Source organism: uncultured Methylobacterium sp. (genome assembly GCF_964242245.1).
Taxonomy (GTDB): domain Bacteria; phylum Pseudomonadota; class Alphaproteobacteria; order Rhizobiales; family Beijerinckiaceae; genus Methylobacterium.
In genome coordinates this window covers 1-15,027 of sequence record NZ_CAXTBY010000098.1, presented here as the reverse complement: position 1 = coordinate 15,027, position 15,027 = coordinate 1, and the positions used below count along the sequence as shown (strand labels likewise).

The following is a 15,027-nucleotide window of genomic DNA, read 5'->3' as shown; positions in this document are numbered from 1 at the left end:
CCCGACGTAGCTCGCGGGCCACCCTCTCCCGCTAAAGGGGAGAGGGAAGCGCGCGCAACTTCAGATCAGTCCTGCAACATCCGCTTCAGCAGCTCGACCTCGTCCCCCAGAACCGCGTCCTCGCCGATCAGCTTCTCGATCTTGCGCACGGCGTGCAGCACGGTGGTGTGGTCGCGGCCTCCGAAGCGGCGGCCGATCTCGGGGAGCGAGCGCAGGGTCAGGACCTTCGACAGGTACATCGCGATCTGGCGGGGCTTGACCACGGCGGCGGTGCGGCGCTCGCTGAGGATGTCCGAGCGCGAGACGTTGTAGCGGGAGGCCACCAGCTTCTGAATGTCCTCGATCTTGATGCGCTTGGGCTCGCGGTTCTTCACGAGGTCGCGGATCGCGGTCTCGGCGGTCTCCATCGTCACCGCCGTGCCGGTCAACGTCGCGTGCGCGAGCAGCCGGTTGACCGCGCCCTCGAGGTCGCGGCCGTTGGCGGTGATGGCGCGCGCCACGTAGGCCGCCACCGCGGGCGACACCTCGAAGGTCGGGTGCGCCACCCGCACCGCGGCCAGCCGCGCCGACAGGATCGAGGCGCGAAGCTGCTCGTCGAGGGCGCCGATCTCGACCACGAGGCCGCCGGCCAGCCGCGAGCGGACGCGCTCGTCGAGCGCCTCGAGTTCCGTCGGCGGCCGGTCGGAGGCGGCCACGACCTGCCGGCCGGCATCGATCAGAGCGTTGATGGTGTGGCCGAACTCCGCCTGGATCGACTTGCCCTGGATGAACTGGACGTCGTCGAGGATCAGCAGGTCGATCCCGCGCAGGCGCTCCTTGAAGGCGAGCGCGTTCTGGGTCTTCAGGGCGTTGACGAAGCCGTACATGAAGCGGTCGGCGGTGAGGTAGATCACCCGGCGCCCGGCCTCGCGGGCGGCGTGGCCGATGCCGTGCAGCAGGTGCGTCTTGCCCAGGCCCACGCCGGCGTGGAAGTAGAGCGGGTTGTAGAGCGCGCCCTCGCCGTCGTGGCGGGCGACGCGGTCGGCGGCGGCGTGCGCCAGGGCGTTGGAGCGGCCGAGCACGAAGCTCGCGAAGGTGAGGCGGGCATCGAGCGGCGCGCCGGTGAGGTCGCCGGCGATCTCGCTGCGCATGTCGGGAGCCGGCGCGGCGATCGGGGCCGGGGTGCCGGCGGCGTGAAGGCGGGCCAACGGACCGCTGGTCGGTCCGGGCTTGGGCGCGCCGGGCGCCACGGGGCGGACGGGGGCAGCGGTGCCGCGCACGCCGACCTCGATGCGGCCGATCTCCTCGACCTCGGCCCTGAAGGTGTTCAGCACCCGGTCGAGGTAGTGCGACTCGATCCAGCTCTTGAGGAAGCGGGTCGGCACGGTGAGGCGGGCGGTGCCCGAGACGACGCAATCCAGTTCGAGACGCGCAAACCAACTGGCGAACACGTCCTCGCCGAGTTCGGCCCGCAGCCGGCGCTTCACCCGCCCCCAGGCCGCGACCATGTCCGTGCCGCCGGTGCCCCGGCCATTCTCAGCCCCGCCCGCAACGCTCTCGTCGACACGCATCACTGAAGCTCTCCTCGCACCGGAGGCGGGAGACCCGCCGACGGAGCGTACGCACACTGGAACACCCCGCGAACACGCGCCGGAGTGCAGACATCGACGCGAGTCAACCCGTACGATGACGCCGTTCGTCGATTTGAAGAGCCTATCAACAATTGCCTACGGTAGTTTTAACAGTGGGACTTGCGGGGAAAGGCTTGACCGCCACTTCCTAGCCTCCGTCCGAGTCGAAGGCTGCGAGGATACGGCATTGATTCGATGCATGATTCGCTTCGCCGCGCGCGATGCTGTGCCTTTGCTCGCGGCCGGTACAGCTTTGTTAAGCGATGCCCGCCGCGAAGACTCTGCAACGCGATGGACTTCGCAACAGCGTTAACGCTTCATCTCGGGACGCGCTCAAGCGACCGATGGTCTGACGGCGTGACACCGGACCGGTCGCCGAGACGCCGATCGCAGTGCATCGCCTCCGGTGCGCGGCGGCGCAGGGGATGCCCGTTTCCGGTCGATGGCCTTGCACGTCGTGCGTGGGCAAGAACACCTCGGAAAACCGTGTCGTCCCGTCCGACCCATCGAAGCTTGCGTCGATCGGGCAGTCCGGCAGGGTCGCCGACGCACCGGCACCACAGCTCGCACGAAAAAGCCCGGCGCGAAGGCCGGGCTCGATCCGTCTGGACGATGGGGGCGGTGGCTTACGCGGCGAGCGCGAGGGCCTTCACGCGGGCGGCGAGGCGCGAGACCTTGCGCGAGGCGTTGTTCTTGTGAACGATCCCGCGTTGGGCGGCGCGCATGATCTCCGGCTCGGCGGCGCGGAGCGCGCTGAGGGCGTTGGTCTGGTCGCCGGACGCGATCGCCTCCTCGACCTTGCGGACGAAGGTGCGCATGCGCGAGCGGCGCGAGCGGTTCATCGCCGTGCGCTTGGCGATCTTGCGGGTCATCTTCTTGGCCGACACGGTGTTGGCCATGGGCATCCTCGTCTCGTCGGGCGATACCGGCCTCGAGCCCGGTATCCGGGCGGCGGCCGACGCGTGCGGGTGTCAGGAAAACGCGAAGTCGGGCAAGCGCGTGCGCCCGGCGAAGCGCGGTCTATAGCCAGAGCGTCCCGCCTCGTCAACGACGACGCGTTCGGCCGGCCCGGATCGCCGCCGTAGCCCGTGCGATGCGCTCCCACAGCGCCGCTTCCGCCGGGCTCCGCCCGGCCGTGTCGACCATCGGCATCGCCGCCCCCGTCCGGCTGCCTCGCCCCGTCGCGCCCGGCGCCTACCTGTCGGATGCGGGCAAGCGAGAGGGGCACGAGGGTGGCGCACAGGGTGAGCGAGGCGGATGCGGCGCGCATCGCGCGGTTCCGTCCGGCCTCGGGGATGGACACGCCGCGCTTCTCGGGCGTGGCGAGCTTCATGCGGCTGCCCGTCCGCGATCCGGCGGGTGCGGACGGCGTCGAGATCGGCATCGTCGGCATCCCCTTCGACGGGGCGACGACCAACCGGCCCGGCGCCCGCCTCGGCCCCCGCGGGCTGCGCGAGGCCTCGACCGGGACGCGGAGCGTCAACCACGCCACCGGCATCGCGCCCTACGCGCTCGCGGCCTGCGCCGACCTCGGCGACGTGGCCGTGAACCCGGTCGACGCGGGCGAGACCTGCCGGCGGATCGAGGCGTTCTTCCGCGCTCTGACGGCCGTGGGCATCGTGCCGCTCGCGGTCGGTGGCGACCACCTCGTGACCTACCCGGTGCTGCGCGCCCTCGGCCGCGACCGGCCGCTCGGGCTCGTCCACATCGACGCCCACAGCGACACCGACGACGCCCAGTACGGCGGCAGCCGGCTCACCCACGGCACCCCCTTCCGCCGGGCGGTGGAGGACGGCGTGCTCGATCCCGGGCGCTGCGTGCAGATCGGTATCCGCGGCAGCATGGATTGCGCCGACGAGCGCGACTGGGCCTGCGCCCAGGGCATCCGCATCGTCACGATGGAGGAGGCGGCGGGCCGCGGCATGCCCGAGGTGGCGGCCGAGGCCCGCGCCATCGTCGGAGGCGGGCCGACCTACCTCAGCTTCGACATCGACGCCCTCGATCCGGCCTACGCGCCCGGCACCGGAACGCCGGAGATCGGCGGCCTCACCACCCGCGAGGCGCTGACGCTGCTGCGATCCTTGCGCGGCCTCGACCTCGTCGGCGCCGACCTCGTTGAGGTGGCGCCGCCGCTGGACCCGTCCGGCCTGACGGCGCTCACCGGCGGCCAGATCGCCTTCGAGATCCTCTGCCTGCTGGCCGACGCCGCGGCGACGCGCCGGGCCGCCGCATCGTCGATCGATCACACGGTGGAGAAGCGGTAGGTCGTCGCGGACGCGAACGTCTCGCTAGGCCGCAGAACGGTGGAGGGAAAGTCGGGATGGTTCGGGGCATCGGGGAACGCCTGCGTCTCGAAGCACAGGCCATCGCCCGACCGGTAGGTCCGGCCGCTCGGGCCGACCAGCGTCCCGTCGAGGGTGTTGCCGGAGTAGAGCTGCAGCCCCGGGAGCGTCGTGGCGATGTCGAGGCGCCGCCCGCTCGCCGGTTCGAGGCAGGTCGCAGCCCTGCGCAGCGTCCCGCTCGGGCCCCGCAGGACGAAGCAGTGGTCGTAGCCCTTGGCGAGGACGAGTTGCGGATCGCCCGCGCGGATGCGGGCGCCGATCGCGGTAGGCTCGCGGAAATCGAACGGTGTGCCGGCGACCGCCCGGCGCTCGCCCGTGGGGACCTGCATCGCGTCGGTGACGAGGCAGGCGTCGGCCGACACGTCGACCACGTGGCCCATCACGTCGCCGGAGCCCTCGCCGGCGAGGTTGAAGTAGCTGTGATTGGTGAGGTTCAGCACCGTCGGCCGGTCGGTCCGGGCGCGGTAGTCGATCCGCAGCACGCCGTCCTCGGGCAGGGCGTAGGTCACCTCGACGTCGAGGTTGCCCGGAAAGCCTTCCTCGCCGTCCGGCGAGAGGCGGGCGAGCGTCAGGTGCGCGCCGTCGGCGGAGGCGACCCGCCAGAGCCGCCTGTCGAAGCCCCGCGGACCGCCGTGCATGGCGTTGGGCGGCGCGTTGATCGGCAGGGCGTAGGTGCGGCCGTCCAGCGCGAAGCGTCCCTGCGCGATGCGGTTGGCGTAGCGGCCCACGAGCCCGCCGAAGTGCGGGCTCCGCGTCTCGTAGTCGGCAACCGCATCGAGGCCGAGGACCACGTTGGCGCGGCGCCCGTCCCGGTCCGGCGTCTCGATCGCCGAGACGATCCCGCCGTAATCGAGCACCTGCACCCGCAGTGGCCCCCGCGCGAGCGTGAAGCGCGTCACCGCGCGGTCCTCGGCCGTCCGCCCGAACGTCTCGGCCGCCATCGTCATCCCACCGTCCTTGCATTCGGTCCAACGCGCAGACGCACGACGGCCTTCCGCGATCAGGGTGCCGCCGCCATCTCCGTCTCCGGCTCGCCCGGATCGTCCGAGAGCTGCATCCGGTGCAGGCGGGCGTAGGCGCCGCCCCGCGCGATCAGCGCGTCATGCCGGCCGGTCTCGACGACGCGGCCGGCCTCCATCACCACGATCAGGTCGGCCTCGCGCACCGTCGAGAGCCGGTGAGCGATGACCAGCGTCGTGCGGCCCCGCATCAGCCGGGTGAGCGCGCCCTGCACGAGGCGCTCGGATTCGGAATCCAGCGCCGAGGTGGCCTCGTCGAGGAGCAGGATCGGCGCGTCCTTGAGGAAGGCGCGGGCGAGCGAGATGCGCTGGCGCTCCCCCCCCGACAGGCGGCCGCCGCCGGGTCCCACCCGGAAGTCGTAGCCCTCGGGCAGGCGCGAGACGAAGCCGTGGGCGGCAGCCGCCTCCGCCGCCGCCTCGATCTGACCCTGCGTGGCGCCGGGCCGACCGAAGCCGATGTTGGCCGCGACCGTGTCGTCGAACAACACCACCTCCTGCGAGACGACGGCGACCGCCGCCCGCAGCGAGGACAGCGTGACGCCCCGCACGTCCTGGCCGTCGATGGTCACGCGGCCGGCCGTCGCGTCGTAGAGGCGCGGGACGAGGTTCAGGAGCGAGGATTTTCCCGATCCCGAGCGCCCGACGAGCGCCGTGGTGGAGCCTGCCGGCACGGTGAGGTCGATGCCCTCCAGCGCCGGGGCGTCGTCGCGGTAGCGGAAGCGCAGGGCCTCGTAGCGGATCGCGCCGGGGCCGCGCACGAGCGCCGCGGCGCCCGGCGCCTCGCGGATCGTCGGCGCCTCGTCCATGATCGCGAAGTAGCGGGTGAGCGCCGCCGCCGCTTCCTGAAGAATCGCGTTGAGCGTGCCCAACGCGCGCGCCGGCTGCGCGGCGAGTAGCAGCGCGGCGACGTACCCCGTAAAATCACCCACCGTGCGCTCGCCCGCCATCACCCGGCGGCCGACCAGCATCAGCACGGCGGCAACCGCGAGCCCGCCGCCGACCTCGAGGAGCGGGTCGAGGCGTCCGCGGGCGTTGGCGGCCCGCATCTTGAGGCGGCGGACGGCGTCGAGCGCATCGGCCGCGCGGCCCTTGAGGTAGCCCTCCATCGCGTAGGTCTTGGCGATGCGCACGCCCTGAAGGCTCTCGGAGATCAGGCTGGCAGTCGCGCCCATCTGCTCCTGCGTCGTCGTCGAGACGCGGCGCAGCTTCCGCCCGATCCGCCCGATCGGCCCGGCCACGAACGGCACGGTGACCGCGGCCACCAGCGTCAGCACCGGGTCCATCCAGATCAGCGCCGCCACGAGGCCGACGAGCATCGCCACGTCGCGCAGCAGCACCGTGGAGATGCGGGTCAGCGCCTCCTTGATAAAGGCGAAGTCGGTGGTGAAGCGCTGGGTGAACGCGGCCGCGCTCTCGCGGCCGAGCTGCGCCAAGTCGGCATCGATCAGGTGGCCGTAGAGCGCCGCCTGCATGTCGGCCTCGACGCGGGTGACGACGCGGTTGGTCAGCACCGTCTGCCCGAACAGGGCGAAGCCCCGCACGGAGGTGACGACGATCACGATCAGCGGGCCGTAGGCCAGCGCTGCCGCATCCTTGCGGTCGAAGGCGTCGAAGGCGCCCTTGATGAGGGCCGGGTAGAACCCGGTCGCGGCGCCGACCACCGCGATCAGCATCAGCACCACGGCCAGCGTGCCCTGGTGCGGCGACAGCCACTCGCGCCAGAGCCGGCGGAGTAGGGGGATCATGTCGCCCTTGAGGCGCGCCATCGCGGGTTCCGCGTCGTCCGGGCGAAGGGCCGGCCCACCGCCGCCCGTCGGGCGGCGGTGACGGGGGTGTGCCGCCCCCGCCGCCGCGGATCAAGCGCGGCGCGTGCGCTTCGTCGAAGCGGCCGATCAAGCCGTCAATGCTCGTCGCGGGGGCCGCCCTGGTGACGGAAGCCCCCCGTGCGCATCGGCCGGGCGAGGATCATCGCGCGCCGCTTCTGATCCGGGTCGAGGGTGGCGTAGAGGGGGCCGGAGGCGTCGGCGAGCTTGCCGAGCGCCGCACCGCGGGCGGTCGCGGCGTCCGCCATCGCGCGCAACGCGGCGGGTGCGTCCTCATCCATGCGCTTGGCATCGCGCATCGTGGTCCACTGCGCGCGGCGCTGGCCCGCGAGCTCCCGCGTCGCGGCCTCGACCGGCGGCCACAGCTTCTCCTGGTCGGCACTGAGGCGAAGGCCGGCGTGGAGCGCCGCGATGCGGGCCTCGGCGAAGGCCTCGCGGTCCTGGGGCGACAGGCGGCTCCAGCGTCCGCCCTCGCGGTGGAACGGGCCGGCCTCGCCGTTCCGCGCCGCGACGGCGCCCGCGAGGGCGAGGCCGGCGACGCCGGCGATGAGGGCAGCCTTGATCACGCGTCCGAGCATGTAAGCCTCCGTCCACTCTCCGCGCGATCCGATCGAACCGCGCGCAACATCGAGCATCGCAGAGTTCGCATGGCACCGCGCTGTCCCGTGGATGACAGCTTGTTCATGTTTCGCACTGCGCGACCGTCGCCGGTTGGCAATGTAACAGTGTTGCATTATCAGCGTGGCCGTATCAGACGGAGCCTCGACGATGAGATCATGGACCGCGACGGGCGCGCGCCTCGCCCGGAGCCTCGCACTGCTCCTGTGCCTCCTTCCCGCAGCGATGCCGGCCGCGGCGGGCGAGCCGATCCGGGCGGTAGCGACCTTCTCGATCCTCGGCGACCTCGTGCGTCAAGTCGGAGGCGCCACCGTCACGGTCACGGACCTCGTCGGGCCCGATGCCGACGCTCACGGCTACAGCCCGGCACCCGGCGACTCGCGGACGCTGGCGGCCGCCGACATCGTCTTCGTCAACGGCCTGGGCTTCGAGGGCTGGATGGACCGGCTGATCCTAGCCTCGGGCGCGAAGGCGCCCGTGGTGATCGCCTCTCGGGGCGTGACCACCATTCCCGCCCATCACGCCCACGCCGGCGAGGATAGCCGCGGCGGCGTGGGCAACCACGCGGCCGAGGGATCGACCGTCGATCCGCACGCGTGGCAGAGCCTCGCCAACGCCGAGGTCTACGTCGCCAACATCCGCGACGGGCTGTCGAAGGCCGACCCGACCAACGCGGCGGCCTACGGCCGCAACGCGGAGGGGTACCTCGCCACCTTGGATACCTTCGCCACGGAGGTCCGTGCGACCCTCGCAACGATCCCGCCGGAGCACCGGCGGGTCATCACGACCCACGACGCCTTCGGCTACTTCAGCGCGGCCTACGGGCTCGCCTTCCTCGCCCCCCAAGGGGTCTCGACGGAGAGCGAGGCGAGTCCGCAGGACGTCGCCCGGATCATCCGGCAGATCCGGCGTGACAAGGTCCCGGCAGTGTTCATCGAGACCATCGCCGACCCGCGGCTGATGCAGCAGATCGCCCGCGAGAGCGGCGCGCGGATCGGCGGCAAGGTCTATTCCGACGCGCTGTCGGGTCCGGACGGGCCGGCCTCGACCTACCTCGACATGATGCGCAACAACCTGCGCGCCTTCGGGGCGGCACTCGCGCCGCGCTGAGGCTCAGGGCGGGGCGATCTATGTCGGCGACGGCTCGGATGGCGCAGGCGCGGGTTGCGGCGCGAGGGTGCCCCCTGGGCTTATTCTTAACCCATGGTTAAGAGGCCCGCTCTAGCTTGATCGAGAGAGACTGGCCGGGCGTTCGCGCGCCGGCCTTCAGGGGACCTGCGTGCGTTGGGGGGCTGATCGCTGGCGCTTCTACCGGCTCGTCGGGCGCGAGGTCGCGCGGACGGTGCGCGCCGCCTCGGCCCGCCTGACCGCGCCGCCGGACATCCTGACCCGGGTGCGGGTGACGGGCCTCGTGATCGCCCCGCACGACCTGCGCACCGCGGACGCGACGTTTGCCGACGACATCTACGCCGGGCTGTTCGTGTTCGCCGGCCGCTCGCTCGCGGTCAGCGGCGGTTCGCCCTTCGACTACACGCCGCCCTCGCCGGAATGGGCCGACGTGCTCTACGGGTTCGGTTGGCTCCGGCACCTGCGCGCCGCCGACACCGCGCTCGCCCGCTCCAACGCCCGCGCGTTCGTGGCCGACTTCATGGCCGGGCGCGGCGAGCCGGCGCTCGCCCGGCAGACGCCGGTCGCCGCCCGCCGGCTGATCGCGTTCCTGTGCCAGTCGCCCCTGGTCCTGGAGGGCGCCGACCACGCCTTCTACCAAGCGTTCCTGCGCACGCTGGCCCGCGCGGCGCAGCAGCTCGAGCGGGACCTGCGCCGCGGGGTGCCGCCGCAGTGGCGGCTCAACGCGACCGTGGCCCTGTGCTACGCGGGCCTGTGCTGCGAGGGCATCCAGCCGATCCTGCGCCGCGCCACCCGCATCCTGTCGCGGGAGCTCGACCGGCAGATCATGCCCGACGGCGGCCATCGCTCGCGCGACCCGCGCTTCGCGATGGAGTTGCTCCTCGACCTGCTCCCCTTGCGCCAGAGCTATCTCAGCCGCAGCGTCGAGCCGCCCGAGGCCCTGCTGCGCGCCATCGACCGGATGCTGCCGCTGCTGCGGCTCCTGCGCCACGCCGACGCCTCGCTCAGCCACTTCAACGGCATGGGCGCCACCGCCGCCGACCACCTCGCGACGCTGCTGGTCTACGACGGGGCCCTCGCCCAGCCGATGATGCACGCGCCGCATTCCGGCTACGAGCGGCTGGAGGGCGGGCGCATCGTCGTGGTGGCCGATGTCGGGGCGCCGCCGCCGCTGCCCTACTCGCTGAATGCCGGCGCCGGATGCCTCGCCTTCGAGATGTCGAGCGGCCCCCAGCGAATCGTCGTCAATTGCGGCCTGCCGGCGAGCGGGCCGGAGCTGCGGCGGCTCGCCCGCACCACCGCGGCCCACTCCACCGCCTGCGTCGCCGACGCGTCCTCCTGCCGCTTCCTCGGGACCGGCGGCTGGTGGGGCGAGCGCGTCGCCGCGCGCTGGCTGACCGGGCGCCTCGGCCCGGTGGTCCTGCGCGGCCCTGCCGCGGTACAGGCCGAGCGACGGGAGGAGGGCGCAAGCATCGTCCTCGCCGCCCGCCACGACGGCTACGCCCGCGACCTCGGCATCGTGCACGAGCGGCGCTGGCAGCTCTCCGGCAAGGACGGGCGGCTCGACGGACAGGACGCCTTCCTGCGCCCGTCGACGGCCAAAGGTCCGAGCAAGGGCGCGGCCAGGGCCGGCCGGCGGACGCAGGACGTGGCGATCCGCTTCCACCTGCACCCGGCGATCGCGCTGCGGATGGCGGCCGACGGGCTCGAACTCTCCTCGCCGCTCGGCGAGGTCTGGCGGTTCCGGGCCGACGGCGCGCAGATGCGGATCGAGGAGAGCGTGTACTTTGCCGGACTCACCGGCGCGCGGCGCACCGACCAGATCGTGCTGCATCTCTCCGTCGACGACGACGCGCAGGTCCGCTGGTCGTTCGAGCGCCTCGCCTCCGCGCCGGGGCGTGCCCGGGCCGAGGCGCCGCCGGGGGGGACCGCGTCCGCCTGAGCGCCCGTGCTGGCCCGGCACGCGGCATTCGTGCTACCGCGCGCCGGTCCTGTGAAGGAACCCAGTTCCACGATGTCGCATGATCAGGTGCGGGTCTCCCGCGCGCTCCTCTCCGTCTCCGACAAGACCGGGCTGGTGGCCTTCGCGCGCGCCCTGGCGGATCGCGGCATCGACCTCGTCTCGACCGGGGGAACGCACCGGGTACTCACTGAGGCGGGGCTCTCCGTCACCGAGGTCGCCGACCTCACCGGCTTTCCCGAGATGATGGACGGGCGGGTGAAGACCCTGCACCCCGCCGTGCACGGGGGCCTGCTCGCCGTGCGCGACAACCCGGAGCACCAGGCGGCGCTCGCCGCCCACGGCATCGGCGCGATCGACCTCCTGGTGGTCGACCTCTACCCGTTCGAGGCGGCGCTGGCGCGGGGGGACGCCTATCAGGCGTGCGTCGAGACGATCGATGTCGGCGGCCCGGCGATGATCCGGGCGGCCGCCAAGAACCACGCGGACGTGGCCGTCGTCACGGACGTCTCGGACTACGCGCGGGTCCTGTCGGACCTGGAGGCCGGCGGTGGCACGCTCGGCGCCGCGACCCGGCGCCGGCTGGCGCGGAAGGCGTTTGCCCGCACCGCGGCCTACGACGCGGCCATCGCCGACTGGCTCGGCGACGCGGTCGACGATCGGGACGACGAGACGCCGCCGTTCCGCGCCTTCGGCGGCGCCCTGGCGCAGACGCTGCGCTACGGCGAGAACCCGCATCAACGGGCGGCCTTCTACCGGGCGCCGGGCCGGCCGCGGCCGGGGGTGGCGAGCGCCCGGCAGATCCAGGGCAAGGCGCTGTCCTACAACAATCTCAGCGACACCGACGCGGCGTTCGGCTGCGTGGCCGAGTTCGACCCCGCCCGGACGCCCGCTGTCGTGATCGTCAAGCACGCCAACCCCTGCGGCGTGGCGGAGGGCGCGAGCCTGCGCGAGGCCTACGAGCGGGCGCTCGCCTGCGATCCGACCTCGGCCTTCGGCGGCATCGTCGCCCTGAACCGCCCGCTCGACGCCGACGCCGCGCGGGGAATCGTGGCGATCTTCACGGAAGTCATCATCGCGCCCGACGCCTCGGAGGAGGCGATCGCCATCGTCGCGGGCAAGAAGAACCTGCGCCTGCTGCTGGCCGGCGGCCTGCCCGATCCGCGCGCGCCCGGCACCATTGTGCGCACCGTGACGGGCGGCCTTCTCGTCCAGGGCGCGGACAACGCCGTCGTCGACGACATGCGGCTCGACGTCGTCACCCGGCGCGCGCCGACCGAGGCCGAACGCGCCGACCTGCGCTTCGCCTATCGCGTGGCCAAGCACGTCAAGTCGAACGCGATCGTCTACGCGAAGGCGGGCGCCACGGTCGGCATCGGCGCGGGACAGATGTCGCGGGTGGATGCCTCGCGCATTGCCGCCTGGAAGGCCGCCGAGGGCGCCGCGCGTCTCGGGTTGCCGAGAAGCCTCGCCGTCGGCGCGGTGGTGGCCTCCGACGCCTTCTTCCCCTTCGCCGACGGGCTGATGGCGGCGGCAGACGCCGGCGCCACGGCGGTGATCCAGCCCGGCGGCTCGATGCGCGACGCCGAGGTGATCCAAGCTGCCGACGCGGCCGGCTTGGCGATGGTGTTCACAGGAGTCCGCCACTTCCGGCACGGATAGGTCTCCGCAGGCTTATTCATCGTTCTTCCTCTCAATTTCCAATATACCGGAGTTCCTCCCGAGTTTTTTCAGCTTCGGTCCCTTCAATGCGGGCTATCCGTCGCGAAGGCGGTGACGGACGGCAGGCCGCCGAACCAGCCGTTGCCGATGTGGTAGGGCACGGACATCGAGGTGTAGCGGATGCGGACCGGGAAGAGCTCGACCAGCATCGTCGCGATCAGGGGGTAGACTATCGTTGCGAACAGAACGAGGACGAACAGCGGACTGATGATGCCCCGGGCCTGGGAGTCAGACTGCCTTCTTCCGGTGCCGACGGAATGATGGAGGCTAGAGCATTTTCCATGATCTTCGGATCACGGAAGATGCTCTAACTCCTTATGTGATCGCATTGTCTTCACGCGAGCCGGCATCCACCTCGCTGGAAAATGCTCTAAGAAAAAGGGCGCGGCGGGTGCCGCGCCCTCGTCCGAGCTGTCCGATCGGCGGTTCTGCCTCAGTGCGCGTGGGCGAGGTCGGCGCCGATGCCGGTCTCCGAGCGCACGAACTGGGCGTCGAACGCCGCCCGCTCGCGGTCGGCACGCCGCGACTTGTCGATCAGCGACACCACGTAGATCGTCGCGAAGGCCAGCGGCATCGAGAACAGGGCCGGGTTGTCGTAGGGGAAGATCGCCGCCGCGTGGCCGAGCGTCGTCACCCAGACGGCCTTCGACAGCACCACCATCGTCACCGCCGAGACCAAGCCGACGAGGCCGCCGAGCAGCGCTCCCCAGGTGGTGGTCCCCCGCCACAGGATCGACATGGCGAGCACGGGGAAGTTGCAGCTCGCCGCCACCGCGAAGGCCAGCCCCACCATGAAGGCGACGTTCTGGTTCTCGAACACGTAGCCGAGATAGATCGCCACGATGCCGATCACCACCGCTGCGATCTTCGACAGGTTGATCTCGTGCCGCTCGGTGGTGCGCCCGCGGGCGATCACCTGGGCGTAGAGGTCGTGGCTGACGGCCGACGCGCCGGCCAGCGTCAGCCCGGCCACCACCGCGAGGATGGTCGCGAACGCCACCGCCGAGATGAAGCCGAGGAAGTACGGGCCGCCCACCGCGTTGGCGAGGTTCACCGCCACCATGTTGGTGCCGCCGAGCATGTCCTTCAGCTTGTCGAAGGCGCCGGCCGGCCCGAGCTTGAAGTAGGTCGGGTCCGACATCAGCAGGGCGATGCCGCCGAAGCCGATGATGAAGGTGAGGATGTAGAAGTAGCCGATCAGGCCGGTGGCGTAGAACACCGACTTGCGCGCGGCCTGCGCGTCCGAGACCGTGAAGAAGCGCATCAGGATGTGCGGCAGGCCGGCCGTGCCGAACATCAGGCCGACGCCGAGCGAGATCGCCTCGACCGGGTTCGAGACGAGGCCGCCCGGCGCCATGATGGCGTCGCCCTTGGGGTGGGTGGCGACCGCGGAGGCGAACAGCGCCTCGGGGTTGAAGCCGTACTTGTACAGCACCGCGCCGGCCATGAAGGTCGCGCCGCCGAGCAGCAGGCAGGCCTTGATCACCTGCACCCAGGTGGTAGCCTTCATGCCGCCGAAGGCGACGTAGACGATCATCAGCACGCCGACGATGACCACGGCGTAGAGGTAGGGCAGGCCGAACAGGAGCTGGATCAGCTTGCCCGCACCGACCATCTGCGCGATCAGGTAGAAGGCCACCACGACCAGCGTGCCGGTCGCCGAGATGATGCGGATCGCGGTCTGGTCGAGGCGGAAGCTCGCCACGTCCGCGAAGGTGAACTTGCCGAGGTTGCGCAGGCGCTCGGCGATCAGGAACAGCACGATCGGCCAGCCGACGAGGAAGCCGGTGGAGTAGATCAGCCCGTCGAAGCCCGAGGTGTAGACGAGGCCCGAGATGCCGAGGAACGAGGCGGCCGACATGTAGTCGCCGGCGATCGCCAGCGAATTGGTGCCGGCCGAGATGCCGCCGCCCGCCGCGTAGAAGTCGGCGGCCGACTTCGTGCCCTTGGCGGCCTTGTAGGTGATGCCCAGCGTGAACAGCACGAAGAACACGAACATGCCGATGGCCGGCCAGTTCGTCGCCTGCTGCTGCACGGCACCGAGGTCGGGGCCGGCGGCGAGCGCCGGGCCGGCGAGCAGCATCAGCGCGAGGGAGGGGATCGCGCGGATCATTGTCCGAGGCTCCGCTTGAGCTCGGCGGCCAGCGCGTCGTAGCGCGTGTTGGCGCGCATCACGTAGAGGCCGGTGAGGAGGAAGGCGAAGAGGATCACGAAGACGCCCATGAGCAGGCCGAGCGAGGCGGTGCCGCCGACCTTCATCGCGAGCAGCGCCTTGTCGAAGGCGATCAGGCCGATGAAGCCGAAGTAGACCGCCAGCATCAGGCCGGTGAGGATCCAGCCGAAGCGCGTGCGCTCGTGAACGAGTTGCCGGAAGATGGGGCTGCGCGCGATCCGGTCGGTCGACGCGTCGGGATTCAGGCTGCTGGATCGCGCCGCCGCTGGCGCGGTGCGGCCTTCGAGGCTTCCGAGTGTGGTGACTGTCATGGCGTTGTCCTCCGCTGAAGGGTTCCCGGGATCGGGGGCGCCTTCCGGTCGATGCGTGCGTCGTTTCTTGGTGCTGGGAATGGGCGCCGCACGGGCACCCACGCCGCTTCGGTCAAGCCGGCTGGCGTCAGCCGGCGCGATTTTGCCGGTTCTCGATCAGGTCGTCGACGACCGCGGGTTCGGCCAGCGTCGAGGTGTCACCGAGCGAGGCGAAGTCGTCCTCGGCGATCTTGCGCAGGATGCGGCGCATGATCTTGCCCGAGCGCGTCTTGGGCAGGCCCGGCGCGAACTGGATCAGGTCGGGCGAGGCGATCGGGCCGA

General features: G+C 71.6%; 12 protein-coding genes and 1 pseudogene. 4 read left to right on the top strand and 9 right to left on the bottom strand.

The features are described from left to right. Positions 1-65: 65 nt before the first annotated feature. On the bottom strand, positions 66-1,550 hold the full coding sequence (gene dnaA / locus ACFE8Y_RS16875; protein ID WP_375465538.1) for a chromosomal replication initiator protein DnaA: 1,485 nt from the start codon (positions 1,548-1,550) through the stop codon (positions 66-68). A 686-nt stretch (positions 1,551-2,236) separates the two neighbouring features. Next, positions 2,237-2,509: a 30S ribosomal protein S20 gene (gene rpsT, locus ACFE8Y_RS16870; protein ID WP_375465537.1), complete on the bottom strand. Its 273-nt coding sequence runs from the start codon at positions 2,507-2,509 to the stop codon at positions 2,237-2,239. 306 nt (positions 2,510-2,815) lie between these two features. On the opposite strand from rpsT, the gene speB reads away from it, so the two are divergent. Then, positions 2,816-3,874 carry an agmatinase gene (speB, locus tag ACFE8Y_RS16865; protein WP_375465536.1) on the top strand — a complete coding sequence of 353 codons (1,059 nt, stop codon included), beginning with the start codon at positions 2,816-2,818 and terminating at the stop codon, positions 3,872-3,874. Here speB and ACFE8Y_RS16860 read toward each other — a convergent pair. The 3 genes from ACFE8Y_RS16860 to ACFE8Y_RS16850 form a co-directional block, all read right to left on the bottom strand. Beyond that, positions 3,853-4,893, bottom strand: a complete 1,041-nt coding sequence (locus ACFE8Y_RS16860; protein ID WP_375465539.1) for an aldose epimerase family protein — start codon at positions 4,891-4,893, stop codon at positions 3,853-3,855. The two genes, speB and ACFE8Y_RS16860, sit on opposite strands and share 22 nt — an antisense overlap. 59 nt (positions 4,894-4,952) lie before the next feature. Then, complete coding sequence (locus ACFE8Y_RS16855; protein WP_375465535.1) at positions 4,953-6,737, bottom strand: ABC transporter ATP-binding protein; 1,785 nt, start codon at positions 6,735-6,737, stop codon at positions 4,953-4,955. Positions 6,738-6,871: 134 nt separating this feature from the next. Continuing rightward, entirely contained in the window at positions 6,872-7,372 is a 501-nt protein-coding gene (locus ACFE8Y_RS16850) for a Spy/CpxP family protein refolding chaperone (protein WP_375465534.1), read from the bottom strand. 190 nt (positions 7,373-7,562) lie between these two features. On the opposite strand from ACFE8Y_RS16850, the gene ACFE8Y_RS16845 reads away from it, so the two are divergent. The 3 genes from ACFE8Y_RS16845 to purH all read left to right on the top strand — a co-directional run bounded on the left by ACFE8Y_RS16845 (position 7,563) and on the right by purH (position 12,162). Further along, a complete protein-coding gene (locus ACFE8Y_RS16845; protein WP_375465533.1) occupies positions 7,563-8,522 on the top strand; it encodes a metal ABC transporter substrate-binding protein in 960 nt (319 codons plus the stop codon). A 169-nt stretch (positions 8,523-8,691) separates the two neighbouring features. Then, positions 8,692-10,482, top strand: a complete 1,791-nt coding sequence (locus ACFE8Y_RS16840) for a heparinase II/III family protein (RefSeq protein ID WP_375465532.1) — start codon at positions 8,692-8,694, stop codon at positions 10,480-10,482. A 72-nt stretch (positions 10,483-10,554) separates the two neighbouring features. After that, complete coding sequence (purH, locus tag ACFE8Y_RS16835; protein WP_375465531.1) at positions 10,555-12,162, top strand: bifunctional phosphoribosylaminoimidazolecarboxamide formyltransferase/IMP cyclohydrolase; 1,608 nt, start codon at positions 10,555-10,557, stop codon at positions 12,160-12,162. Between the two features lie 101 nt (positions 12,163-12,263). On the opposite strand, the pseudogene ACFE8Y_RS16830 reads toward purH, so the two are convergent. The 4 genes and pseudogenes from ACFE8Y_RS16830 to ACFE8Y_RS16815 form a co-directional block, all read right to left on the bottom strand. Continuing rightward, positions 12,264-12,431, bottom strand: a pseudogene (locus ACFE8Y_RS16830) (MFS transporter); the annotation flags it as partial. 224 nt (positions 12,432-12,655) lie between these two features. Continuing rightward, entirely contained in the window at positions 12,656-14,335 is a 1,680-nt protein-coding gene (locus tag ACFE8Y_RS16825) for a cation acetate symporter (protein ID WP_375465530.1), read from the bottom strand. Continuing rightward, the gene (locus ACFE8Y_RS16820; RefSeq protein ID WP_375465529.1) at positions 14,332-14,706 is read right to left on the bottom strand and encodes a DUF485 domain-containing protein; all 375 of its coding nucleotides are present in this window, start codon (positions 14,704-14,706) and stop codon (positions 14,332-14,334) included. Before ACFE8Y_RS16820 ends, ACFE8Y_RS16825 begins: the two co-directional genes overlap by 4 nt. Positions 14,707-14,833: 127 nt before the next feature. After that, positions 14,834-15,027: hypothetical protein (locus tag ACFE8Y_RS16815; RefSeq protein ID WP_375465528.1), on the bottom strand; the 194-nt coding region annotated here is incomplete at its 5' end.